This window comes from Streptomyces sp. SL06 (assembly GCF_058244745.1).
This window is the reverse complement of record NZ_JBSYOT010000002.1, coordinates 7,346,030-7,371,272: the sequence shown is the minus strand read 5'-3', so window position 1 is coordinate 7,371,272 and position 25,243 is coordinate 7,346,030. Positions and strand designations below refer to the sequence as shown.

Annotated in this window: 13 protein-coding genes and 2 pseudogenes; 7 read left to right on the top strand and 8 right to left on the bottom strand. The window is 72.6% G+C overall.

The features are described 5' to 3' along the window. Positions 1-54 precede the first annotated feature (54 nt). The 4 genes and pseudogenes from AC4IHM_RS33375 to AC4IHM_RS33360 all read left to right on the top strand — a co-directional run. A pseudogene (locus AC4IHM_RS33375) lies at positions 55-1,109 on the top strand (AMP-binding protein); the annotation flags it as partial. A gap of 171 nt (positions 1,110-1,280) precedes the next feature. Then, positions 1,281-1,592 carry an AMP-binding enzyme gene (locus AC4IHM_RS33370; RefSeq protein ID WP_490871010.1) on the top strand — a complete coding sequence of 104 codons (312 nt, stop codon included), beginning with the start codon at positions 1,281-1,283 and terminating at the stop codon, positions 1,590-1,592. Further along, positions 1,589-2,359 (top strand): SDR family NAD(P)-dependent oxidoreductase, encoded by a 771-nt coding sequence (locus AC4IHM_RS33365; protein ID WP_490870700.1) that lies wholly within the window; start codon positions 1,589-1,591, stop codon positions 2,357-2,359. Before AC4IHM_RS33370 ends, AC4IHM_RS33365 begins: the two co-directional genes overlap by 4 nt. Before the next feature lie 250 nt (positions 2,360-2,609). Continuing rightward, the gene (locus AC4IHM_RS33360) at positions 2,610-3,110 is read left to right on the top strand and encodes an erythromycin esterase family protein (protein WP_490871009.1); all 501 of its coding nucleotides are present in this window, start codon (positions 2,610-2,612) and stop codon (positions 3,108-3,110) included. 142 nt (positions 3,111-3,252) lie between these two features. Here the strand turns inward: AC4IHM_RS33360 and AC4IHM_RS33355 are convergent, their stop codons facing one another. From AC4IHM_RS33355 to AC4IHM_RS33345, 3 genes are all read right to left on the bottom strand, one after another. Further along, positions 3,253-3,882, bottom strand: a complete 630-nt coding sequence (locus AC4IHM_RS33355) for a hypothetical protein (RefSeq protein ID WP_490870699.1) — start codon at positions 3,880-3,882, stop codon at positions 3,253-3,255. Between the two features lie 174 nt (positions 3,883-4,056). Beyond that, positions 4,057-4,833: a class I SAM-dependent methyltransferase gene (locus tag AC4IHM_RS33350; protein ID WP_490870698.1), complete on the bottom strand. Its 777-nt coding sequence runs from the start codon at positions 4,831-4,833 to the stop codon at positions 4,057-4,059. 35 nt (positions 4,834-4,868) lie between these two features. Beyond that, positions 4,869-5,651 (bottom strand): SDR family NAD(P)-dependent oxidoreductase, encoded by a 783-nt coding sequence (locus tag AC4IHM_RS33345; protein ID WP_490870697.1) that lies wholly within the window; start codon positions 5,649-5,651, stop codon positions 4,869-4,871. Positions 5,652-5,737: 86 nt separating this feature from the next. Between AC4IHM_RS33345 and AC4IHM_RS33340 the strand changes: the two genes are divergently transcribed. Further along, positions 5,738-6,607, top strand: a complete 870-nt coding sequence (locus AC4IHM_RS33340) for a helix-turn-helix transcriptional regulator (protein ID WP_490870696.1) — start codon at positions 5,738-5,740, stop codon at positions 6,605-6,607. Here the strand turns inward: AC4IHM_RS33340 and AC4IHM_RS33335 are convergent. The 5 genes from AC4IHM_RS33335 to AC4IHM_RS33315 all read right to left on the bottom strand — a co-directional run bounded on the left by AC4IHM_RS33335 (position 6,604) and on the right by AC4IHM_RS33315 (position 12,786). Next, entirely contained in the window at positions 6,604-7,431 is an 828-nt protein-coding gene (locus tag AC4IHM_RS33335; protein ID WP_490870695.1) for an SGNH/GDSL hydrolase family protein, read from the bottom strand. The genes AC4IHM_RS33340 and AC4IHM_RS33335 overlap by 4 nt on opposite strands. Positions 7,432-7,495: 64 nt before the next feature. Continuing rightward, complete coding sequence (locus AC4IHM_RS33330; protein ID WP_490870694.1) at positions 7,496-10,033, bottom strand: CBM35 domain-containing protein; 2,538 nt, start codon at positions 10,031-10,033, stop codon at positions 7,496-7,498. 245 nt (positions 10,034-10,278) lie between these two features. Next, positions 10,279-10,842, bottom strand: coding sequence for a cysteine hydrolase family protein (locus AC4IHM_RS33325; protein ID WP_490870693.1), 564 nt, complete (start codon positions 10,840-10,842; stop codon positions 10,279-10,281). A 49-nt stretch (positions 10,843-10,891) separates the two neighbouring features. Beyond that, positions 10,892-12,331, bottom strand: coding sequence for an MFS transporter (locus tag AC4IHM_RS33320; RefSeq protein ID WP_490870692.1), 1,440 nt, complete (start codon positions 12,329-12,331; stop codon positions 10,892-10,894). Further along, entirely contained in the window at positions 12,328-12,786 is a 459-nt protein-coding gene (locus AC4IHM_RS33315; RefSeq protein ID WP_490870691.1) for a MarR family winged helix-turn-helix transcriptional regulator, read from the bottom strand. The genes AC4IHM_RS33320 and AC4IHM_RS33315 overlap by 4 nt, the downstream gene beginning before the upstream one ends. Before the next feature lie 442 nt (positions 12,787-13,228). Here AC4IHM_RS33315 and AC4IHM_RS33310 point away from each other — a divergent pair, with 442 nt between their 5' ends. Together AC4IHM_RS33310 and AC4IHM_RS33305 are read left to right on the top strand one after the other, a co-directional pair. Next, entirely contained in the window at positions 13,229-17,173 is a 3,945-nt protein-coding gene (locus AC4IHM_RS33310) for a non-ribosomal peptide synthetase (RefSeq protein WP_490870690.1), read from the top strand. Next, a pseudogene (locus AC4IHM_RS33305) lies at positions 17,173-25,092 on the top strand (amino acid adenylation domain-containing protein); the annotation flags it as partial. The gene AC4IHM_RS33310 and the pseudogene AC4IHM_RS33305, both read left to right, overlap by 1 nt. Between the last annotated feature and the right edge of the window lie 151 nt (positions 25,093-25,243).

The following is a 25,243-nucleotide window of genomic DNA, read 5'->3' as shown; positions in this document are numbered from 1 at the left end:
AGCGGGCAACCGACCGGTCGGGACAATGTCCGGTCGCCGAACGAGAGAGTCGCCGTGCACAATTTCGCGAGCATCCTCGACTACCACGCGGCCCAACGGCCCGACGCGGTGGCTGTCGTCCAGGACGAGGGGCACCTGACGGTGCGCCGACTACACGAGAGGGTCAACCGGCTGGCCGCCGGTCTTGCCGAGCTGGGCGTGGGGCGCGGTGACGTCGTCGGGCTGCTGCTGTACAACCGGCCGGAGTTCCTGGAACTCGTCTACGCCGTCAACCGGATCGGGGCGGTGTTCCTGCCGCTCAACTACCGGCTCTCGGAGGACGAGTGGCGGTACATCCTCGAACACGCCCGCGCGAAGGCCGTCGTCACCGAGCCGGACTTCACCGAGGCCGTGGACCGGATCGCGCCCGCTCTGACCGGGCTGACCCGGCGGATCCAGGTCGACGCCGACTCCCCCACCGCTCCGTGGTCCGGCTACGAGGATCTGCTTGCCCGGCACCGGGGCGCCTTCGTGGAGCCCGTCGACGTTGAGCAGGGGGATCTGCAACGGCTGATGTACACCTCCGGCACCACCTCGCGGCCGAAGGGTGTGTGCATCACCCACGGCAACGTCCAGGCCAAGAACCTGGCGCACATCGTCCACTTCGGACTCACCTCGGCGGACACCACGCTGGTGTGCGGCCCCCTGTACCACGTGGGGGGTCTGGACATGCCCGCGCTCGGGGTGCTGTACGCGGGCGGGAAGGTCGTGCTCCAGCGCAAGTTCGACGCCGAGGGCACCCTCCGGACGATCCAGGACCAGCGTGTCACCAACCTGTGGCTCGCGCCCGCCATGGTCAACGCCGTCCTGGAGGTTCCGGGCCGCGAGGCGTACGACACCGCATCGGTCCGGTTCGTGCTGGGCGGCGGCGAGAGACACCCGAGCCGGTGCTGCGCCGGATCATGACCGCCTTCCCCAACGCCTGGTTCGCCGACGCCTACGGCCTCACCGAGACCGTCTCCGGCGACACCTTCCTCGACCGGGCGCACTGCCTGACCAAGCTCGGCTCGGTCGGCCGCCCGGTCCCGCACACCCGGATACGGATCGTCGACGACGCCGGCGCCGAAGCGGCGACCGGCGAACTGGGCGAGATCACCCTGCGCGGTCCGAAGGTCTTCGCCGGCTACTGGCGGGACGAGAAGGCGACGGCGGCCGCCCTCAAGGAGGGCTGGTTCCACACCGGGGACATCGGCCATGTCGACGAGGACGGCTTCCTCTACATCGACGACCGCAAGAAGGACATGATCGTCTCCGGCGGCGAGAACATCGCCACCCCGGAGGTGGAGCGGGTGCTGTACGAACACCCCGCCGTCCTGGAGGCCGCCGTGGTCGGCCTCGCCCATGCCCGCTGGGGCGAAGTGCCCCGCGCCTTCGTCGTCTTCCGCCCCGGGACACAGGCCGGCCCGGAGGAACTGCGGGAGTTCTGCCGGGCCCGGCTCGCCAAGTTCAAGGTGCCCGCCCACTTCCACGTCGTCGACGAACTCCCGCGCACGCCCTCGGGCAAGGTCCTCAAACGGAATCTGCGCGAGCTTCCGACGGAGCCCCGGCGATGAGCGATGTGAACCGCGACCTGCGCCTCGACGGCAAGACCGTCTGGGTCACCGGCGCCGGGAAGGGCCTCGGCCGCGCCATGGCGGTGGCGCTGTCCCAGGCCGGTGCGACCCTGGCCGTGACCGCCCGCACGACCGCCGACCTGGAACAGCTCGCCGCCGAACTCTCCGGCCACGGAGGCAAGGTGCTGGTCGTGCCCGGCTCCGTGTCCGACTCCGCCGCCGTACGCTCGGCTGTCGAACGGGTCGTCAAGTGGGCGGGCCGCCTCGACGCCGCGGTCAACTGCGCAGGCGTCAGCCCGCACTTCACCCGCAGCGAGAAGGTCACCGACGACGCGTGGCGGCAGGTCGTGGACGTCAACCTCGCGGGCGCCTTCTACTGCTGCCGTGAGGCCGGGAAGGTCATGCTGGAGCAGGGCGGCGGCTCGATCGTCAACGTCTCCTCGGTGCACGCCAGCACCGGCTTCGAGCGCATCGCCGCGTACGCGGCCAGCAAGGGCGGCGTCGAGGCACTCACCAAGTCCCTGGCCGTCGAGTGGGCCGACCGCGGCGTGCGCGTCAACACGCTCGCGCCCGGCTACTTCCGTACGGACCTCAGCTCGGGCCTGCTCGACAGCCGCTGGGGCGAGCGCATCGTGGACAGCACTCCCCTGGGCCGGGTCGGCGAGGCCGAAGAGCTGGGCGGCGCCGCGGTGTTCCTCGCGTCGGACGCGTCGCGCTTCATGACCGGGACGACGGTCACGGTGGACGGGGGCTGGACGGCCCGGTGAGGGACGGTTCGCGAAGGAGTGCGGGAATGCGGACCTCGGGTCGGGTGCGGGATCGCGTGCGGGCCCGCTGACTGGCCGTTGGGAAGCGTGTACCGCACCGGACTTGTGGTGGTCGAGACCGGCCCGGTCGATACAGCAGGCACTACCCGCGTCAGGGGGACGGCCCCTCCTCCAAGAGGCCCGCCTGCCCGGTCTCTACCGTGATCCGCCGCCGGCCGAGCGCAAGGAGCGGGCGGAGCGGACCCGGGAGGTGTACGAACTGCTGCGGAGGCAGCGCCCGGGGCACAACACCCACATGTCCCACGACTCCCAAGGGGCGTTCCTGCGCGACGCGTTCGGCACGGGCTGTGTCAGCGTCGGCTTCACTTTTCACAAGGGATCCTTCGCGGCCTTCGGCGCCGACGACGACGTGATGCGGACCTACACCGTGGGTGCCGCCAGGCCGGGCACCAATGAACACACGCTCGACAAGGTCCGCCGGCGGGACTACATCCTGGACATGCGCACTGCCCCCGACTCCGCACGCGCCTGGCTGGACAAGGAGCGCGTCACCTGGAACATCGGTGCCGGACGGCCCGATCCCACCAAGTACAGGAGCGCCCTCGGCCGGGCACACGACATCCTCATCCACCTGCACGACGCAAGCCACCACGTCCCTGGGCGCGTCCAGGGTGTGACGCCGCGGGCCGTGTCATGGGCCGGTGGAATCGACATGGTGGACTGGCCGGAACGATCTTCTGGTCCGGCCTGAACGCCGTCGAGGCCGGCCCGCGCGACATCCGACGGGTCGACCTTGAGGTCCGGCAGGTGGACGGTCGGCGGGGTGGCGCCGGCGAACCCACCCACAGGCCGGTGGGGCGGGTCCGTCTGTGGACCCGCCCCACCGCTCGCGTTCAGCGCAGCCACCGGTGGTCACGGACCAGCGGGAGCCGGGCCCACAGCCGGCCCAGTCCGAATGTGTTGCCGGCCGAGGCGAGGGCCAGGGCTATCAGCACCACCGCGTAGATGAGGTGGTAGTCGACGAAGGGGTTCGCCGAGCCGCTCGCCGAGCCGTCCGACAGGTGCTTCGCGAGCGGCCATTCCGCCACCCACATCAGCGCCATCATCACCGTCCCGGCCAGCGCCGTCAGCCGCAGCGCCACCCCGGCGATCAGCGCGACCCCGATCCCGAGCAGGCCCAGCATGAACAGCCAGTCGGCCCAGGCCGCGCCGGCCCACGAGTGGAACGTCGACTCCATCGGACCGACCGCGACATGCCCGAGGAAGCCCTCGGTCGGCGAGCCGCCGTCGATCCAGCCCTTCCCGGAGGGGGTCGCGTAGCCGAAGCCGAAGGTCTTGTCGAGGAACGCCCACAGGAAGACGAACCCCAGCAGCACGCGGGCCGCGGCGAAGGCGTAGGCCCGTGCGGCAAGCGTGCCGGCGTCCGCCGACTCGGCCGACCCCGGAGCGGAAGCGGTGAGGTTCCCACGGAACGTCGGCAGGTGGAAACCCGAACTGCGGTGCGTGGGCTCGTGCACGGCCATGGCGTTGATCCCTTCAAGACATCCGGTCGGTTCCTGACACCACTCACTCTCCCAGTCCCCACCACCCCGCGCCCGATGCCGAAGGTCCGCACCCGGGGACTCAACGGCCCAGGACCACAGGGACCTTCGGCCACCACCCTGTCCGGCTGGGCGCGCGCCCAGCCGGACCTGCGATCAATCCTCGTAGCGCCGACGCGCGAGATGGACGGTGATGTCGGCTGTCATCTCGACTCTCTCCGGCAGCAGCCGCATGATCCGGCCCCATACCTGCTCCCGCTCCGCACTCGGCAGCACGAGATAGGCCGAGACGGTGGAGAGATGACCAACGTAGTCGCGAGCGCTCATCGCGACACGTCTTTCGATCACGGCCTGTTGAACGCCGGTGAACCACTCGGACCGTCGCAGTTCCGTGCCCGGCCACTGCATCTCATGGTCCGCGGGCGTCCCGTCCGGGGACGGAACCTCGTCGCTTTCCAAGTATGGTGCTCGCGCCGCGCGGACAGCCTCCTCCACGACGGGGTCGGCCAGTCGCAAGGGGCCGCCGCACGAGGCGAACACTCCGCCCGGCTCCAGCAGCGCGGCCATGCGTGTCCACCGGCCCTCCGGGTTCGTCCAGTGCAGCGCCGCCGCCGCGTAGACCAGCCCGTACCGCTTCCCCGGTGGCACGTCCTCGAACGCGGCTTGCACCGTCCTGACGTTCGCCGGCACGTGCTTGCGCAGCTCGGTGAGCATGGACCCATCGGGGTCGGTCGCGGTGACCACGACCCCGCGTCGGGCGAACAGGCGGGTTGCCTTGCCTGTCCCGGCGCCGATCTCGAGGGCGGTACGGAGCGGACGGTCCGCGTATGCGGTCACCATGTCGAACAGTGCGTCGGGATATCCCGGCCGGAACCGTTCGTATGCTTCCGCCACCGCCCCGAAGCTCAGCGCTCGACCAGACATGCCGAGCATCCTGACACAGGCCGCGCCTTCCGGTGCTCGACTTCTCAGGCGCCGGCGCCGCCGTCGACCGGCACGATGGCGCCGGTGACCATGGAGGCACGGTCGCTCAGCAGCCATGCCGCGGCCTCGGCCACCTCGCGGGGCTCGGCCATGCGGCCGAGCGGAGTCGCCGCGTTGTTGCGTTCGATGATGCCCGGGGACACTTCCTCCCACTTGTCGATCATCTCCGTGGCGGTGCCGCCGGGAGTGACGGCGTTGACTCGGATGCCCTGCCGGCCCCAGGTGACGGCCGCGGTCTCGGTGATGCTGTTGAGCGCGCGCTTCATGGCGCCGTAGGCGGGCAGGGCGGGGTTCGCGCGGCGGCTGCCGATGCTCGAGGTGTTGACGATGGCCCCGCCGCCGCCCTGCCGCATGAGTGCGGCCTCGGAGGTCATGGCGGTCCAGTGCGAGCGGAAGTTCACGACGAACTGCTCGTCGATGTCCGCGTCGCTCGTGGTGTCGAGCGGGCCGGGCTGTTGGACGGCCGCGCCGTTGTTGAAGGCTCCGTCGAGCCGTCCGTGCAGTTCCCCGACGCGGTCGACCGCGGCGCGGACGCTCGCGGGGTCGGCGAGGTCGAGGGTGACGGCGTCGGCCACGCCGCCGTCGGCGCGGATCTCGGTGACGATGCGGTCGAGGGCGTCGGTGCCGCGGGCGGCGAGCACGACGGTTGCGCCCTCGGCGGCGAAGAGCCTGGCCGCCGCCGCCCCGATGCCGCGGCTGGCGCCGGTGACGAGTACGACCTTGCCGGTGAGCAGGCCGATGGGTGCGTTGTTCGTGTGGTTCGTCATGTCGACAGCATCGGCCGGGCCCCGGGCCGGATACAGGCACAGGCGGTACCAGGATCCGCCGCCGCGCGGCATGCACACTGGAGGACATGGACAAGCATGAGCTGGGTGCGTTCCTCCGCAGCCGTCGCGAGCGGCTCAGGCCGCAGGACGTTGGGCTCCCCCGCGGCCCGCGACGCCGCACGCCCGGCCTTCGGCGCGAGGAAGTGGCCGTTCTCTCGCACATCTCCACGGAGTACTACGTCCGGCTCGAACAGGGCAGGGCGCCGAGGCCGTCGAGCGAGGTCCTCGCCGGTGTCGCCGGGGCGCTGCGGCTCACCGACGCCGAGTCCGACCACCTCCACGTCCTCGCGGGCACCGCGCCGCTGCGTACCCGGCTGCACCGGCGCGATGTCCGCCCGAGCATTCTCGCGCTCATCGAGCGGCTGCCGCAGACGGCCGCCCTGGTCATGTCCGCCGCGTTCGAGGTGCTCGCGTGGAACGCTCTCGCGGCGGCGCTCCTGGAGGACTTCGCCCGGCTCGCCCCGGAGGACCGGAATCTCGCGCGCCGGGCCTTTCTCACGCCCCAGGACGCGGACGCGGCGCCGTACGGGATCTCCGACGCGGCCGAGTTCCGGCACCACGTGGTCACGGAACTGCGCGCCACCCTCGCCCGCTATCCGACGGATCCCGCGGTGACCGGCCTTGTCGAGGAGCTGCGCGACGCCAGCGCCGACTTCGCCAGGCTCTGGGAGCGGCACGACGTGCAGGCCATACCGATGCTCACGAAGACCTTCCGCCACCCGGTCGTCGGAGAACTCACCGTCGAGTGCGACAAGCTCGCGCTCACGGATCACGATCAGTACCTGGTGCTCTACAGCGCACCGGTGAACTCCCCCGACGCCGACGCTCTGGCGCTGCTGAACGTCCTTGGCATCGAATCCGCCGACACTGCCGGTGCTGGTGGCCGTTCGCACTAGCGGAGCGCTGCGGGAGGTCGCACCGGCCGCAGGGTCGTCCACTTCTGTGCGTCGGTGCCGTTGGCGGTCCCGGCGACGCCCGAGTGCACGATCCCGCCGAGGCCCGGCGGCGCGATCCAGCCGGCCGCGTCGGCGGCCAGGATGCCGGCGTGGAAGGCGTCGGCCATCTTCTGGTGGCCGGCGTCATTGGGGTGGAGCGCGTCCGCGAGGTCGGCGGTGGTCAGCGTGCCCATGTCGACGTAGCCGACGTGTTTGCCCTCCGCCCGCGCGGCCTCGGCGATCGCGGGCACCTCACGGTTGAAGGCCGGCCGGAGGGGTTCCTCGACGGAGTGGGTCGACACGATCAACGAGGCGAGCAGCACGGTGACACCCGGCAGGTCGTCGGTGATCCGGTCGACCAGGGCGGCGAGCCGGTCGGGTGCGGTCGCCGGCCGGTAGTTCTGGTTCAGGTCGTTGGTGCCGATCATCAGGGTCACCACGTTGGGCCGGTAGGTGCTCAGGACCGAGTCGGTGATGTCGGCGACCTGGTCGATGCGCCAGCCGCTGTGGCCCTCGTTGTCGGGGTCCGCCATGCTGCCGTTCCGCATGCTGCCGACGAAGTCCACGGTGTACTCCGCGGCGGTGAGTGCGTCGTGCAGCGGGAGCCGGTAGCCGTTGCCGTCGCTGCTGCCGGTGCCCCAGGTGATCGAGTCGCCCATCGGCATCACTCGGAGTTCGACGGACGCCGGGGCCGAGGCGGAGGCCGCGGCTGCCGCCGCCGGCACGGCGATCAGCCCGAGGATCGCGGCGGCCGCCGCTGCGGCGACCGCGAAAGGTCTTCTCACGTCGGTTCTCACCTTCTTGGCAGGCCGAGTGCGCTCGACAGGTCGGGGCGCCGCGGTCGGGGAGTCAGGGGGCGATGGAGACGACCGCCTGATTGTCGGCGCTCGTCACGGAAACGGTGAACAGGCTGGTCGACGTGTCGTAGGTGACGGTGCCCGCACTGCCCGTGGTGGCGGTGACGGTCGGCCTGCGCGGCGCGTGGCCGCGCAGGGTCACCGGTCCCTCACCGGCGGCGAAGGCGATGGTGGCGTGCACCTCGCCGTCGTCGTCGAGGTGCACGACGCGCTTGCCGCCGTGCGGGACGAACTTCCCGGCGTCCCCGAGGAAGGCGATGCCCGAGGGGCCCACCGGCGCGACGATCCAGTACGTACCGCTGGTGACGGTGGCGCTCACGCTGCCGCCCGCGGCGACCGGGGAGCCGGTGCCCGCGTAGTAGTCGTAGACGTACGCCGGTCCGCCCACGCCGAGGGAGGCCGGGCTGAAGGAGACGCTCTGGGACATGCCGGTCGGCACGGTGCCCCGGGTGACGCCGAGCCAGTCGATGTTGCCGCCGCTCGCCCCGGTGGCGGTCGCGCGTACGGTGTTCGCGCCCTCGGCGAGGGTGGCGGTCAGGCCCACGACGCTCCAGGACGTCCACCAGCCGGTGGAGGGGAACGACAGGGTGTGTGCGGTGCCGCCGTTGACCGTCACCGCGAGCGGGCGGTCGGTGAACGCGGCGTTGGCGTAGCGGAACTGAAGGGTGTACGTGCCCGCGGCGGGTGCCCGGACCGTCCACTCCACGTAGTCGCCGTCGGCGTTCTGGTAGTCGGCGAAGCCGCTGCCGGTGTATCCGGGCTGGTCCGTGCCGACAGTCACGCCCGAGAGGGTCGCGTCCTCGGCCTGGTGGATCCACTGCGGCGCGCGGAACTGCCGGGCATACGCGAAGACGTAGCGGTAGGTCAGCCCCGTCGCGTGCGCGACGTGGGTGGAGGCGACCATGGCGGGCAACTTCCCGGCCGCTTCGCCGATGTAGGTGGCGTCGGTGGGGACGATGGGCGCGTCGGGTTTGACGAGGACCCCGTCGGGGCGTGCCGCCTTCGACAGGTTTGCGGCGTTCACCTTGCCCAGCGCGTCCCCGACGCCGACCGGGCCGGCCGACAGGTTGGCCAGCAGCAGGTTGTTCGTCTCGCCGCTCAGGAACACGTCGGCCCAGGGCCACACCCCGAGCGCGCCGGCCAGTTGCGAGTCGTAGAGGAACATGTCCCACTTCGGCCGGTCGAAGCGGTCGTCGCTCACCCGGATCGTGGTCAGGTGGGGGTAGCGCGTGCTCTGGAGGTAGTCACGCGGCAGCGCCATGCAGTACTGGAGGTCGATGCCCTCGGCGGCGGAGGACCGGGCCATGTTGTCGAAGAACGCGTCGGCGTCGGTGAGGTTGTCGTCGGCGGGCTTGGCCTTGTTGCAGAGCCAGTCCTGCTCGAAGACGGCGACTGCGCCCTCGCTGAGGTAGTCCATGACGCCCTGCCAGAACTTCGGGTCGATGACGACGTTGTTCGAGAACGTGTACGTGCCGTGGTACGGGCTCGAAGGGTCCACCCACCGGGCGTGGGTGACGAGCGGCTTGCCCAACTTCTTCTGGAACGCGGCCAGTCCGTCCGGGAACAGGGTCTTGTCCGCCTCGTACAGCGAGGTGCCGTCCGGCAGGGCGTTCCAGTCGTCGGCCGGGCCCTTGGGGTACCACCAGCTGTCGAGCTGCATGTATCCCATGGGGATCTTCCGGGACGCCCACTCGTCGCGGACGGCCAGCAGGGTGCCCGCGTAGCCCTTCGACTCGTCGAACCGGTAGTAGTAGTCGGCGCCGTTGTCGGTCCAGTAGCCCAGGGTGTTGAGGATGACGCCCGAGTCGTTGGCCGGTGGGGTCTTGCCCGCCAGCCGCGTCAGCGCGGTGCCCCACGCGCGGTGGGTGGCGCCGATGCCGGCCTTGACCGAGAGGATGGTCTGCCGGGTGTAGCCGGCCGGCAGGGTGGTGATCGAGTCGATGACGCCGACCGCGATCGAGCCGTCCGCGGCCTGTGTGGTCCGCGTGTCCTGGAAGTGGCTGGCCGCCGAGAGCAGGAAGGTGTTGCCCGCGTCGTCGAAGAAGACCCACGGGCTGTCCGCCGCGCTCGTGAAGCTGTTGAACTGGAATCTCCCGAAGCAGTCCCTGTGGCTCAACTGATTTGCCAGCCTCGGGTATTGACTCACCGTCGGAAACGGATCGGAGTTGGCGCCGGCCGTGACGCGGGTGTCGGTGAAGACGACGGCCGACGCGCCGTCGTAGACGCGGATGCCGCCCTTTCGCGCACCCGACTGGAATGTGAAGGCGGTCTCGTCGTACGCGCCGACCGCGTCCGATCCCGAGCGGGTGGTGATGTCGGTCGCGGCGGAGCCGAGCGAGCCGCCGAAGGTCCAGCCCAGGACGGTCGCGGTCACCTGCCAGGTGCCCGAGGCGTCCACGGCCCCCCGCAGGGCCGTCGGCCGGGCCGCTCCCGCACTCGCCTCACCCACCGCTCCCGCCGGTGGCAGGGCCAGGGCCACGGACCCGACACCTGCGGCCCTGATGAAATCGCGACGGCTGAATCCGGTCATGACGTACTCCTCGTCTCATGGCGGAGGCACGTGGAGGCCGTTCGTCCGCCGAGAGGCGGGCGAGTTCAGTGTGCTGGCGCCCTTCTTTTGAGGTCAACACTCAGGACGCAGGTGGTTCATATGTGTGAATCCTGCTGGACGGGGTGGCAGTGAAACGGGCGCATATCAGGCGTATCGCCTCACTGCCCTTCTCTGTCGAGACCGATGATTCATGTATATGACCTGGCGGGCTCGGCCCCGCGTGTTCAGGCGAGCGTCTTGGTCCAGGTGTCGACGGTGGTGACCTCGGCCTGGCGGGGGAAGACCTTTTCCGTCAGCACACGGTGCACCTCCGGGTCGGTGTCGCCGCAGCCGTCCGACAGTACGGTGAGCCGGTAGTCGAGGTCGGCGGCCTGGCGCAGTGTGGACAGGACGACGCCGCTGGTGGCCAGGCCGGTCAGGACGAGGTGGTCGATGCCGCCGGCGCGCAGCAGGAGTTGGAGGTCGCTGCCGGCGAAGGCGCTGACGCGCCTCTTGGTGACGATGCTCTCGCCGGGCCGGGGGGCGACGTTGGCGTGGATGGCGGCGCCGGGGTCGTCCTCGGTGAAGGCGGTGTCGGGCAGGGCGGCGAACTGCGGGCTGGACTTGGTCTCGGGGTGGCCGGAGCGGAAGCCGATGACGACGTACAGCACGGGGATGCCGGCGCCGCGGGCGGCGGAGACGGCCCGGGTGAGGCGTGGGATGTAGTCGGGGTCGGGGACCCGGGCGGTGATGGCCTCCTGAACGTCCATCACCAGCAGGGCGGTTGTCGATGCGGCGGGATTCGTCACGGTGGTTCGTCTCTTTCCTGATCGGAATTCGGGGGTCGGGGGTTCGGGGTTACGGTGCGGAGGTTTCGGGTTCCGACGGGGCGACGCGGCGCAGGGAGCGGTCGAACAGGGTCACCACGAGGAACAGGGCACTGATGGCGAGCATGAAGGCGGCGAGGTGGTGCAGGCCGCCGGTGTCGACGTGCCGGCCGAAGAAGGCGCCGTTGGCGGCGGAGGCGATGATGGCGCCGAGGTAGCCGAAGGTGCGCAGGAGCCCGGCGGAGGAGCCCATGCGTTCGGCGTCGGCCTGGTGGTAGACGGCATTCTGCAGGGCGAGACTGTTCAGGCCTTGAGGCACTCCGAGGACGAACACGACGGCCAGGAGCATCCAGACGGGGCTGTCGGAGCGCAGCAGGAACAGCATGCCGCAGGCCATGATCTGCCCGGTGGCGCCCACCAGGAGTTTGCCGCGGACCGCCTGGTGCCGGCCGGTGAGCAGGGAGACGACGATCGCGATGGCGAACAGGGGAAGCTGCACCAGGCCGGCCTGGGAGGCGGACAGCCCGCGTCCTTCCTCCGTCCACTGGGTGTAGCCGTACAGGAACGCGTAGGTGACGACGTAGGCGAGCAGGGCCCTGCCGTAGGTGGCGAGGAGCGGCAGGTTGCCGCCGAGGACCCCTATGTCGATGAAGGGCTGCCGCGCCCGTAGCTCGCGCCAGGCGAAGGCGGCTGCCGCGGCGGCGGTCAGGGCCGGCAGGTACCAGGTGCCGCCACCGGGGTTCATCAGGAACAGCAGGAGGCACACGAGCGCCGCGGCGAACAGGCCCATGCCCGGCAGGTCCATGTCGCGCACGGGGCTGCGGCCGTCCTCGCGGCGGGAGCCGGGGGTCACCGGGAGGCGTCGGGCGCCGAGGTACAGACCGGCCATCGCGAGGGGAATGTTGACGGCCAGGGTCGTACGCCAGCCGCCGAAGCCGATCAGCAGGCCGCCGAGGCTGGGGCCGATGACGGCGATGGTCTGGGTGGTGACGGCGAGGGCGGTCAGGATGCCGGCCGGGCTTTCCCGGCCGGTGCGCCGGGCCTCGCTGCGGATCAGGTACATGGCCGCCGGATAGCCGGAGCAGGTGCCGAAGCCGAGGATCACCCGTGCGGCGACGAGCACGCCGAGGTTGGGGGCGAGCATGCCGATGACGCCGGCGATGCCGGTCAGTGCCGTCCCGGCCAGAAACAGCCGGCGGGGTCCGAAGAGGTCGATCAGGCGTCCCACGACGGGCTGACCGATGGCCGTGGCCAGGTAGAGGGCGGAGATGAGCCACGCCGTCTGGGAGGGCGAGGCTCCGAAGGCGGCGCCGATCGGCACCAGGGAGACGGAGATGACGGAGGAGTTGACCGGGTTGAGCGCCGATCCCAGCATCATCGGGGCCATCAGGCGTCGGTCGAAGCCGTCCGTCGCCCCCTTGGAGCGGCCGGGGAGCAGACGGCGTATCACGCCGGGCACATGGCCGCTCATGACCGGACGATGCGTTCCAGCAGGGCCGCCGCCTCGATGAGGGTGTGGCGTTCGGCTTCCGTGCACTGGTCCTCCAGGGCGCGGGTGAGCCAGCCCTCGCCGGCCCGGCGCCGGTCCTCGAGGAAGGCGCGTCCGGCGTCGGTGACGAAGACGAGCTGGCGGCGACCGTCGCCGGGGTCCGGGCGGCGGGAGACGAGATCACGTTCCTCCAGCACGCCGACGGTGGCGGCCACCGACTGGTGGCGGACGCGTTCGGCGGACGCCAGGTCGCTGACCGACGCCTCCCCGTCCTTGTCCAGCCGGCTGAGGACGGAGGTCTGGGACGGGGTGAGGTCCCCGGGGTCGTAGGTCTCGCGCATGCGCCGCCGGAGCCGGCTGAAGACCACGCGGACCTCTCGGGCCGCGCGCGCGGCTGATTCGGAAACGTCGTCGGGGACCTGGGGCATCTCACGCATATACCCAGACTAGATTGCGCAGCTTGGACTGCGCAAATTTGCCTGGACAGATACCGCACCCCGACAGGAGGGCTCCGGCGCCGGTGCCCGAAAGACTCCCCGCCGCTGCCCGCTTGCCGCCCGTTCGTGACCATGCGGACATCGAGCGGCACAGGCAGTCATTGACACAGTGAAGAGCCAAGGCCAATCATTGACCTCGGCCGGAATCTGAACCTCCGGCCAGGCCCGACGGCGGCCCGCGATCCACCCGCGCCGCTCACGTTCGTGCGAGAGAACCCGTCCCCCACGGAGCGAGAACAGTGCCGCACCGCTGTCCGGAACCTCGGCCGAACCGACCGGACCCCGCCGCACGGCCCTCTTCGCTCCCCACGCCCCGCGGCGACGACGCCGCGGCCGGCTCGCGTCGGTACCGATCGTTCACCTCACGGCAGAAGGGCCGCCCTTGACGGCGACACACACTCCTCGCGACCACTCCTCCCCCACACCGGAGTCCGGTGCGCCGCCGCTCTGCTCCTTCGGCCAGCAGCGTCTGTGGGCACTGGAGCAGGCCGAGGGTTCCCACGCGGCGTACAACGAGCAGATGGCCTATCGCATCGAGGGCGGCCTGGACCGGGCGCTCCTCGCGCGGGCTCTCGACGCCGTGGCCGCACGCCATGAGGCACTGCGCACCCGGTTCGTCACGGTGGAGGGCGAGGCGCGGCAGGAGATCATGCCGCCCGGGGACGGCTTCGCGCTGAGCGTGGCGGACCTGTCCGGCCGTGCGGACGCCGAGGAACTCCTCCTCGCCGCGCAGCGCGAGGAGTGCGAGACGCCCTTCGACCTCGGCTCCGGACCGCTCGCCCGGGGGCGGCTCCTCACGCTCGCGCCCGACCGCCACGCCCTCCTGCTGACGATGCACCACGCCGTCTTCGACGGCCGGTCGATGGAGATCATGCTGACGGAGTTGGGCGCCGTCTACGCCGCTCTGCTGCACGGCTCGCCGGACCCGTTGCCGCCGCTGCCCGCGCAGTTCGCCGACCACGCCGCACGGCAGCGCGCGTGGGTCGAGACCCGGGAGGCCGTGACGCAGACGGCGTACTGGCGGGACCGGCTGGCCGATGCTCCGGAGCTGTCGGCGCTCCCGGCCGACCGGCCGCGTCCCCTGCTCCAGGACCACTCGGGCGGGCGCGTCCCCGTCAGCCTCTCCCGCCCGCTCACCGACGCGCTGCGGAACGCCGCCCGCACGGAACGCGGCACGTTGTTCACCGCGCTCCTCACCGGCTGGCACGTCCTGCTCGGTCTCCTGTCCCGGGAGACCGACATCGTTGTCGGGATTCCGGTGGCGGGTCGACACCGGCCGGAGTACGCCCGGTTGATCGGCTTCTTCGTCAACTCCCTCCCGTTGCGCGTGGATCTGTCCGGCGATCCGACCGGTGCCGAGGCGCTCGGCCGGGTGCGCGCGGCGCTGCGCGGTGCGCTCGACCACCAGGACCTGCCCTTCGAGCGAGTGGTGAGCGCGGTGAACCCGCGGCGCAGCCTCTCCCACAGCCCGCTGTTCCAGACGATGCTCGCCTGGGGCACCACCCGTCACGGCAGACTCCGGCTGCCCGGAGCCCGGGTCGAGCCCCTCGAAATCCCCCACGCCCCCGCCAAGTTCGACCTCACGCTGTCGCTGCACGAGGAGAACGGCGGCGTCGCCGGACACCTCGACTACGCACGCGCGCTGTTCGACCACAGCACGGCCGAGAGATTCTCCCGCTATCTCACCCGCGTACTGGAGCAGTTGGCCGGGCACCCCGAGCGTGAGATCACCCGGTACTCCCTGCTCGACGCGGACGAGCGCGCGGAACTGCTGGCGGAGGGGCAGGGCCGGATCACCTCCGGCCCGGTGGCCGGCCCCGTCGAACGCTTCGCGGAGCAGGTACGTCTGAGGCCCCACGAGCCGGCGCTGGTCAGCGGCGGCACCCGGCTGAGCTATGCCGCACTGGACCGGCGCGCCAACCGGCTCGCCCACGCCCTGCGCGCCCGGGGCGTGCGGCCGGGCCAGGTCGTGGGCCTGCACTGCGGCCGCACGGCGGAGTTGATGGTCGGCATCTGGGGTGTCCTGAAGGCCGGTGCCGCGTATCTGCCGCTGGACCCCGGCCAGCCCCACGGACGGCTGCGGGCCATCGTCGAGGAAGCCGAACCCGCCCTGGTGATCGGCGATGTCGCGGACCCACCCGGGCCGTGGCTCACGTTGACGGACGTGGAGGCCGAGGCACGTCGCGAGGACGCGCCCGGACGGCCGCCGTCGCCGTCCCAACTCGCCTATGTGATCTACACCTCGGGCTCGACCGGACGTCCCAAGGGCGTGGCCGCGACCCACGGCAACATCGCCAACCTGCTGGAGAACTGGCTCGCCGCCTACGGCGCCCTGCCGGGCCGGCCGTCCTCGGCGTGGGCGAGCATCGGCTTCGACGCGTCCGTCCACGAGCTGTTCCTGCCGCTCACGACCGGAGGCGTGCTCCACCTCGTGCCCGACGACCTCCGGGGCGATCCCGCGGCGCTGCTCGACTGGATGCGGGAGCACCGGATCGCGCACGCGTTCCTGCCCGCCTCGTACGTCACCTGGATCGACGAGGACCCGCACACCCGGCTCGCGGGGCTGTCGCTGCGTCAACTGACCACGGGAGCCGAGCCATTACCCGAGCGGGTGCTGCGACGGCTGCGCGAGGCCAGGCCGCAGATGCGCGTCTGCTACGTCTACGGGCCCACCGAGACCACCGTCTACAGCATCACCTACAACGAACCGCAGGACACGGACCGGCGCTGCCCGATCGGGCGTCCGGTCGACAACACCCGCGTCTACCTGCTCGACGGGCATCGTGAGCCGGTGCCTCCGGGGGTCGTCGGCGAGGTGTACATCGGCGGCGCCGGCGTCACGAGCGGCTATCTGAACCGGCCGGACCTGACCGAGGAGCGCTTCCTCGCCGACCCGTTCGTCCCGGGCGGACGGATGTACCGTACGGGCGACCTGGCACGCCGGCTCCCGGACCGGAACTACGAGTTCGCCGGCCGCGCCGACGACCAGGTCAAGCTGCGCGGGTTCCGCATCGAACCCGGCGAGGTCGCGGCGGCCCTGCGGGAGTTGCCCGGAGTCCGGGAGGCCGCGGTCCTCGCCGACCGGGACGAGGCCGGGGAACTGCGGCTGGTCGCGGCCGTCGGCCGGGGCGAGGCTCCGCGGTCGACGCCCGCCCAGTGGCGCGCCGCCCTCGCCGAGCGGCTGCCGGACTACATGATGCCGTCGGTCTTCGCCGAGTTCTCGCGACTCCCGCTGAACCGCAGCGGGAAACTCGACCGCGCGGAGGTGCTGAACCAGGCCCGCGCGGCACGCAGCGACCAGGTCAACGCCCTCGCACCGCGCGACCGGACGGAGATGGCCCTGTACCGGATCTGGCGACAGGTACTGGTGCACCACGACATCGGCATCACCGACGACTTCTTCGCGGTGGGCGGAACCTCCCTGTCGGCCATCAAGGTGGCGCACCTGATCGGCGAGGAGTTCGGCCGCACGCTGCCGATCCGGGACGTTTTGCAGTACCCCACCGTGGAACGGCTGGCCGCGCGACTGCGCGAGCGGACACCGCCGGCGCCGGACAACGGCCTCGTCGAGCTGCGGGCGGGCCGGGAGGGACGGCGGGTCGTCTGCGTCCACCCGGCGGGCGGTACCGCCTTCTGCTATCTCCCGCTGGCCGGCGCTCTGCCGGACGGCATCCCCGTACAGGGTCTCCAGGCGCGGGGCATCGACCCGGGCGAGGAGCCGTTGCGCTCGGTGGAGGCGATGGCGGAGCACTATCTGACGCTGCTGCGGCCGGAGCCGGACGAGACGCTGGTGCTCTGCGGCCTCTCCTTCGGCGGACTCGTCGCGCACGAGATGGGCCGGCAGCTCACGCGGGCCGGCCATCGCGGGGTGTCCGTGGTGCTGCTCGACACGCACGCCACGGACGACCCGGCACAGCGGGAGAAGTTCGCGCCGGTCGACGCCGCCGAGTTCCGTGACAAACTCGTCCGCTTCAACGGCATGTACCCCGGCATCGACGACGCGCAGATCGACCGGTACTTCCGGACCTACAACCACAACCGGACGGCCGCCCGCGACTACGTGCCGGGCCCCTCACCGGCCCCGCTCCTCCTCGTCCAGGCCTCCGAGGCCGAGGTCTCCGACGGCGACGACGGCGCGGTGGCGGGCGAGGCACTGCGGCGGTTCTGGCGCGAACGCGCCCGTGGCGGCCTCACCGTCGAGACGGTGGAGGGCGGCCACTGGGACGTTCTGGAGGGGGAGCGAATACCCGTGATCGCCGGCCTGATCGCCGAGCGGCTCGCCAGGCCCGCCGTCCTGTCCGCCTCGACCGTCACGAACGGGGTCTGATGCGCGCCACCTCCCGTTCCGCCGGTCTGGCCCGAGCCGTGCACGAACAGAGCCTGCGGACCCCGCAGGCCCCGGCCGTCAGCGACGGTGGGCGGACGTTGAGTCATGCCACGCTCGACGCGTCGGCCGCCGCGGTCGCGGCGGGCCTGCGCGCACACGGGATAGGTCCCGGTGACGCGGTCGCCGTGGGACTGGCCCGGTCGTGGCGGCTCGTGTGCGTCATGCTGGGCGTGCTGCGCCTCGGCGCCCGGGTCGTCCCCGCCGACCGGCAGAGCCCCGCCGACCGCCTCGGGTACATCCTGGAGGACTCCGGCTCCCGGCTCCTGGTGCACGACGGCACGCTCCCCTCCGGCCTCCCCGACTCGGTCGCCACGCTGCCGGCCGACGCGCTGCTCAACGAGCCGGTCCACTCGTCGGACGGTCCCCCGCCGGTCGCGAGCGCGCCGGTCTCCTTCGTCTTCTACACCTCGGGCACCACCGGGCGCCCCAAGGGTGTTCTGGTGCGGGACGCCGGCATCCTGCGCCTGGCCGACCCGGGGTTCCTGCCGGACTCGCGAGGGGCCCGCTTCGCCTGTCTGTCGAACCCGGCCTTCGACGCGCTGAGCTTCGAGACCTGGGTGCCGCTCGTGACCGGCGGGTGCTGCGTCGTCCTCGCCGACGCGGACGTGCAGTCCCCGGAGCGGCTGGCCGCGGTACTGCGGCGCGAACGCGTCCACACCGCCTTCGTCACCACCGCGCTGTTCAACGCGGTGGTGGACACGGAGCCCGGCTGCTTCTCCGGCCTGACAGCACTGCTGGTGGGCGGCGAGCAGCTCAACGCACCGCTCATCCGGCGTTGGTACCGCCACAACGCGGGCAGCCGCACCCGGCTCCACAACGTCTACGGGCCCACCGAGTGCAGCACCTTCGCGCTCTGCCGGCCCATACCCCGCGACTTCGACGGCCCGGTCGTACCCCTCGGACGGCCGCTGCCGAGGACCGGCGCAAAACTCGTCGTACCCGGCACGACCCGGCCGGCCGCACCCGGCGAGACGGCCGAACTACTCCTGTCCGGCGACGGCCTGGCGGCCGGATACCGCAACCTGCCCGAGGAGACCGCCCGCCGTTTCACCACCGTCACCGGCGACGACGGCACGGCCACGAGGTACTACCGCACGGGCGACCTGGTGCGCCGCCCGGCCGACGGCGACCTCGTGTACGTCGGTCGCGCCGACCGCCAGGTCAAGGTCCGCGGTTTCCGCATCGAGCCGGGTGAGGTGGAGCGGAACATCGCCGAGCACTCCCGCGTACGGCAGGTGCACGTGTGCGCCCGCCGGGACGCGAAGGGCGGCCCGGCGGAACTGCTGGCCCATCTCGTCGCCGACCCCGGCCTGTCCTGGGCCGCCCTCCAGGAGCACCTGGCGGCCGGCCTGCCCGGCTACATGCGCCCGCACCACCTCTACCGCGTCCCCGCGCTGCCGCGTACCGCCAACGGCAAGGTCGACGAGGCGGCGCTTCTCGCGCTCGGCGCCGAGCCGTGGCGGCCCGAGACCGTGGACGGCCCGAGTGCCGCCGCCCCGCACGACGACGACGAACCGCTGCGGACGGTACTGGACCTCGCCGGCGAGATCCTGGGCACACCCGGCCTGCGGCCCGAGGACCGGTGGATCGCGTGCGGCGGCGACTCCCTCAAGGCCCTGCGCCTGCGCTACGGAATCCGGCGCCGCCTGGACTGCGACGTGCCCGCGCACCTCGTGCTGCACGGCGACCTCGCCGGCATCGCCGAAGGGGTGCGCGAAGCCCGCCGCGAGGCCGCGCCCGTCCATCCGGAGGCCTTCGCCGCCGGGAACCTGTCCGGGCCCGCGACCGGCGAGCAGGAACGCCTGTGGTTCCTGCAACAGCGCTCCCCCGACTCCCGCGCCTACGACGTGCGGCTGGCCTTCGCCGTCGCGGGCGAGGTGCGTCCGCAGGCCCTGCGCTCGGCCGTCGCCGCGCTCGTCGTACGGCACCCGGCCCTGCGTACCGGTTTCGCGGCGAGCGCCGACGGGCTGCTGCAACAGGTGGGCGAGCCCTACGATCCATGGACCGAGCCCGTCGCCCCACCGGCCGGTGGGGCGACGCACCACGATCCGGTCGAGGCCTTCTTCGCCACGCCGTTCGACTTGGCGTGCCCGAGGATGCTGCGCGCGTGCTGGCTGCCGTCGCGGGACGGCGGCACGCTCCTGCTGCATCTGCACCACGTCGCCGTGGACGGCTGGTCGGTCAACGTCCTGCTGCGCGACATGTCGTCCGGATACGCCGCGGCCCTCGCCGGCGACACCGTGGAGACCGGGTCCGCCGGTACGCCGACGCCGCTGGACTTCGCCGACTGGCAGCGTCGTTGGCACGCCAGTCCCGCGTACGCGACGCAGCGCGAGGAGCTGTCGGACCTGTACGCCGCCACCGGGAGCACCGCGCACACGCAGCCGCTCCCGCTGCCCCGGCCTGGCCGCGACACCGCCGGCCGGCTGCTGTGCGACATGCTCGACGCGGGCGAGCGCACCGCCCTCGACCGGCTCTGCGGCGAGCTTGAGCTGACTCGGTTCGAACTGTTGGCGGGCGTCTACACCTGGGCGCTGTACGGGGTGACGGGGCAGACCCGGCCGCGCGTCGCGGCGCCGGTCGCCCACCGGCCCGTCCAGGAGTTCGCGGACAGTGTCGGCATGTTCGCCAACACCGTGCTGCTTCCCCTGTCGGTGGACCCGCGGGCGAGTGTGCGGGAGGACGTGGCGCGCACCGCCGCCGTCGTGCGTGAGGTGATGCGGCGTCCCGACGTGGCGCTCGCCGATGTCCTGGCCGCGCACGCGCACAGCGCCGCCGACGACTCGCCGTTCGACTTCCTCCTCGTACTGGAGAACACGGATCACGACTCGCTGTCGCTGCCGGGCTGCTCCGCCCGTCCGCTGTGGCCGGTGCCCGCGCAGGCCAAGTGCGCGGTGACCCTGACGCTGGTCGACCGCCCCGGCGGCCTGGAGTGCCTCTGGGAGTACGCCGACGATCGCCTCGACGCCGGCCAGGCCGCCGCCCTGGCCGACCTCTTCCGACGGGGTCTGACCGCGCTGGCCGGGGCCCCGCAGACCACGCCGGCCGAGCTGGCCGCGCCGTACCGGCGCTCGCTGCCGGAGCCGGGCCGCGGCGCGCCCGCCGAACTGCCGTGGACCACGGTCGCCGAGGGCTTCGCCCGCCAGGCGGCCCGCACCCCGGCGGCCCCGGCGCTGCGCACCGCCGCCCGGAGCGTCGACTACGCGACGCTCGACGCGTACGCCGCCACGCTCGCCGCGCAGCTGGCCTCGACCCTGCGGCTGCCGGACGGGGACGAGGAGGGCCATGTCGCGCTGTTCCTCGGACCGTCCGTCGAGCACGTGGTGGCACTGCTGGCGCTGGCCCGGCTGAATCTTACGGCGGTGCCGCTCGACCCGTCCTACCCGACCGAGCTGCTGCGGCAGGTGCTGGAGCAGACCGACCCGCTCTGCGTGCTGCTCCCGCCGGACGGCGGCACGGAATTCGACCGGGTGGACGCCGGCCGGGTGCCCCGCCGGCACGTCACGCCGTCCGACGCGGCGACCGGCACCGGATCCGACAGGGCCCGCGGCGACCGGCCGCTCCCGGCACACCGGGGCACCCGGCCGCTGTACACCCTCTTCACCTCCGGCTCGACGGGCCGGCCCAAGGGGGTACGGGTCTTCGACCGCACGCTGTGCAACCTGCTGCACTGGCAGGCGGGCCCCGGAGGCCTGGGCGCACCCGCGCTGACCCAGCAGTTCTCCATGCTCTCCTTCGACGTGTCCTTCCAGGAGATCTTCGGGACACTCAGTACCGGCGGCTGCCTGCGCCTGATCGAGCCCGGTCTGCGCCAGGACGTCCCCGCGCTCTTGGAACAGCTCGACTCGGAGGGCGTCGAACGGCTCTTTCTGCCGTACGTGGCACTGCAGTTGCTCGCCGAGCACGCCGTGCACCTGGGCCGCCGTCCCTCCCGGCTGCGCGAAGTGGTGACCGCGGGCGAGCAGTTGGTCTGCACCGACGCGATCCGCCGGTGGTTCGCCGGTCTGCCCGGCGCACGGTTGTTCAACCACTACGGCCCGACCGAGACGCACGTCGTCAGCAGCCTGTGCCTGGACGGGGATCCCGCCGACTGGCCGGAGCGCCCCGCCGTCGGACACCCGGTGGCCGGCGCGGTGCTGCGCGTCGTCGACGAGGCCGGCCTCGCGGTGCCCCCCGGCTGCACGGGCGAACTGCTCATCGGCGGCGTGCTCCACGACCCCTGCTACCTGGGCGACACCCCGCTCAACCAGGAACGGTTCGTCCGCTCACCCGCCGACGGACTGCTCTACCGCAGCGGCGACCGGGCTCGCTTCGACCACTTCGGTGTGCTGCACTGCCTCGGCCGCCTGGACGACCAGATCAAACTGAGCGGCCACCGTCTGGAGCCGGGCCAGGTCGAGGCCGCGCTGCTGCGGCACGACGCCGTCATCGGGGCCGTCGTCTGCGCCGACGGGTCCTCGCTGACCGCCTGCGTCCAGTGCCGGGGCGACGCACCGGCCCCCGCGGAGCTGCGGGAGCACCTGGCGGGGTTACTGCCCGCGCACGTGCGGGTCGAGCGCTTCCGGCTCCTGGAGCGGCTGCCGCGCACCCCCAGCGGAAAGCTGGACCGCACCGCCGCGTTGCACGCACCCGGCCGGGACCTGACCGGCGCCGGCGGCCGGGACACCGCACCGCCGGCGTCCGAGCGGGCGGCCCGGCTCGCCGCCGTTTTCGAGGAGGTGACCGGCCTACCCATCGCACCCGACCAGACGTACTTCGCGGCGGGCGCCTCCAGCATCGCCCTGATGCGCTTCCATCTGCGCTGCACCGCCGGACTCGGCCTGCGCTTCACCGTCGCCGACCTCTTCGACCATGTCACCCCCCGGAAGCTGGCGGACTTCCTGGAGAGGACGGGGCCGACGACGGACGTACCACCGGCCGGCTCCGGGCCGGCGGCGGCGCGGGACGACGGTGTCGCCGTCGTCGGGATGGCCGTCCGGGCGCCCGGCGCACCGGACTTGGCGGCCTTCTGGGATCTGACGGTCTCCGGGAGGAGCGGCATCGAGTACTTCGAGGCGCCGCCGGGCCTGGTCGGCGCACGCAGTCAACTGGAGGGGCCGCTGGCCTTCGACCCCGGGCTGTTCGGCATCAGCCGCCAGGAAGCCCGGCTCATGGACCCGCAACAGCGCCAGTTGCTGATGGCCTGCGTCGAGGCGCTCGCCCACGCGGGCATCGCCGATCCCGGCAGGGCGCGAACCGGACTGGTCGCGGGCGCGGGCGAGAACACCTACTTCCGGGCGATGCTCCGCGAGACCGACCCCGAGGCGCTGCCCGACGACTTCCAGCTGGCCCTCCACCACGAGAAGGACTTCCTCGCCACCAAGGCCGCCTTCCACCTCGGGCTCACCGGCCCGGTGCTCACCAGCCAGACGGCGTGCTCCAGTTCGCTCGTCGCCGTGCACCTGGCGGCGTCCCTGCTGCGGCAGGGCGACGCCGACGTGATGCTCGCGGGCGGCGTGCTGGTCGACCTGGAGCTGACCGACGGGTACCGCTACCGCCCGCAGCACATCTTCTCCGCCGACGGCCACTGCCGGCCGTTCAGCGACGACGCGGACGGCACCGTCGGGGGCAGCGGTACCGGTGTGCTCGTCCTCAAGCCGCTCGCCCGCGCACGCAGCGACGGCGACACCGTCTACGCGGTGCTCAGCGGCTCGGCGGTGAACAACGACGGTTCGGCCAAGCTCAGTTACAGCGCCCCGTCGCAGGCGGGCCAGCGTGCGGTGATCAGTGACGCGCTGGCTCGCAGCGGCCGCGCGGGAAGGGATGTGGCGTACGTCGAGGCGCACGGCACCGGTACCCGGCTCGGTGACCCGGTGGAGGCGGGGGCGCTGCGCCAGGCCCTCGGCGTGCGGGAGCCGGACCACTGCGCCCTCAGCTCGGTGAAGAGCCAGATCGGCCACCTGGGCGCGGCGGCCGGGGCGGTGGGTCTGATCAGGGCCGTGCTCGCGGTCCACCACGGCCGGATTCCGCCCACCCGCGACTTCCGCGCGCTCAATCCGGAGATCGGCTCCGACCCGGCCCCCTTCTATGTGCCGACGGAGGCGCTGCCCTGGCCGCGGGGCCGGGACCGGGTGGCGGCGGTGAGCAGCTTCGGTATCGGCGGCACCAACGCGCACGTGATTCTGGAGGCGGCCCCTCCGTCCGCGCCGCCGGAGCGGGCCACGGGGTCCGCCGCGGTACCGCTCCTCGTGCTGTCGGCCGTGAGCGAGGCCCGGCTCGCCGCGGACGCCGAGCGGGTCGCCGCCCATCTCGCGCGGCATCCCCACACCTACGCGCAAACCCTGCGGCACCTTCAGGCGGGCCGGCCGCAGGGCCCGCTGCGAGCGGCCGCGGTCTGTTCGGACGCGGCGTCCGCGATCGCCTGGCTGCGCACGGCGTCCACATGTGTGGCACGGCCCGAGCCCTCTCCCGAGGCCCCGCTGCGGACCCCGGGGCGCCCGGCGGCGGAGCTGGCCGCCGCCTGGCTGGCGGGCCGCACGCTCGCCTGGCCGGACGGAACGGCGCAGCCTCCGTGGGACTTCCCGGCACCGGCGTTCGACCTCGCCGACTACGGCCTCCCCCGCGCGCGCACCGTGCCCACGCCGCCGCGGGCGACCGGCCGGGAGGCCGCGCCCGACGGCGTGGCGGTGCCGGAACGCCTGCCCGAGAAAGACTGGTTGCGCCAGCCGCAGTGGACCCGGCTGTGGCGGGCCCGGACGGGCGCCGGCGCGCCGTGCGCGCGGACCTTGGTCGTCGTGACCGACGGCGCTGCCGACGGCGCGGCCCCGGCCGTGCTCGCCGCGGGTCACCGTCGCACGGTGTGGATCGGGGCGGCGAAGCGCTTCGCCCGCCGGGCGGAAGACCGTTTCGAGGCCGACCCGGCCGACCCCGAGCAGTTGCGTCGCGTCCTGGACGCGCTCGCCGCGGAGGGCCGCGCGGACGTGGACTGGTTGCACACGCTCGCGCTCGGCATCGACGGGCCGGTGGGAGACACGGCGCTCGACCGGGCCGTCTGGGCCTGTCTGGACACCCCCGCCGCTCTGGTCCGCGCCCTCCAGGGGGCACCCGGGGAGCTGACCGTCCGCCCGTGGTGGCTGTCCTGCGGAGCCCGGCCGGTGCTTCGGGGTGTCGCCCGCCCCGAGGCGGCGCTGCTCGCCGGCGTCACCGAGGTCGCGCCGCAGGAGGGCGCCCCGGACGGCCACTGGGTCGACGTGGAGGATCCGGACGGCTGGGCCGGACCGTTGTCCGCGCTGCTGGCCGCCGCCACCGCACCGCCGCCACGCCATCTGGCGCTGCGCGAGGGCTACTGGTGGGAGCAGGTGACACTGCCCGTGCGGGCGGTGCCGGAGCCCGCCGGGCACCTGGTGGCCCCGTCGGGGGGCGATCACCTGGTGCTGGGCGGTACCGGAGGTCTGGGTACCGGCATCGCGTCGTGGCTGCTGGACCACACCGAGGGGCGCGTGCTGCTGCTGTCCCGACGGCCCCGGCTGCCCGAGGAGTTGACCCGCTGGGCGGATCGCGTCGACCTCGTCGAGGCGGATCTCGCCGTCGCGGCACCCAAGGAGGTGGCGGGCCTGATCGCCGCCCGCACGGTGGGGCTGGCCTCCGTGGTCCATGCCGTCGGGGCGGCGGGGGGCGGTCTGCTGTCCCTGCGCCACGCGGGCACCGCGCACCTGGCCCAGGCGGCCAAGACGCGCGGCGCCCTGCTGGTGGAGCTTCTCGTCGAGCAGTTCCAGCCGGACCTCGCGGTCTACTGCTCCTCCATGTCGGCGCGGCTCGGCGGTGTCGGCCAGTACGACTACGCGGCGGCCAACGCCCTGCTCGACGCCTTCGCCCACCACGGTGGTGACGAGGCCGGGAGGACCACGCGGATCTCCGTCGGCTGGGACGTGTGGCGGGAGACCGGCATGGCGCTGCGTGCCCCGCGGAGCGACAGCCGGCACCAGGCGCACCTCGGGGTCGGCCTGACCGTGGCGGAGGGCCGGCGCACGT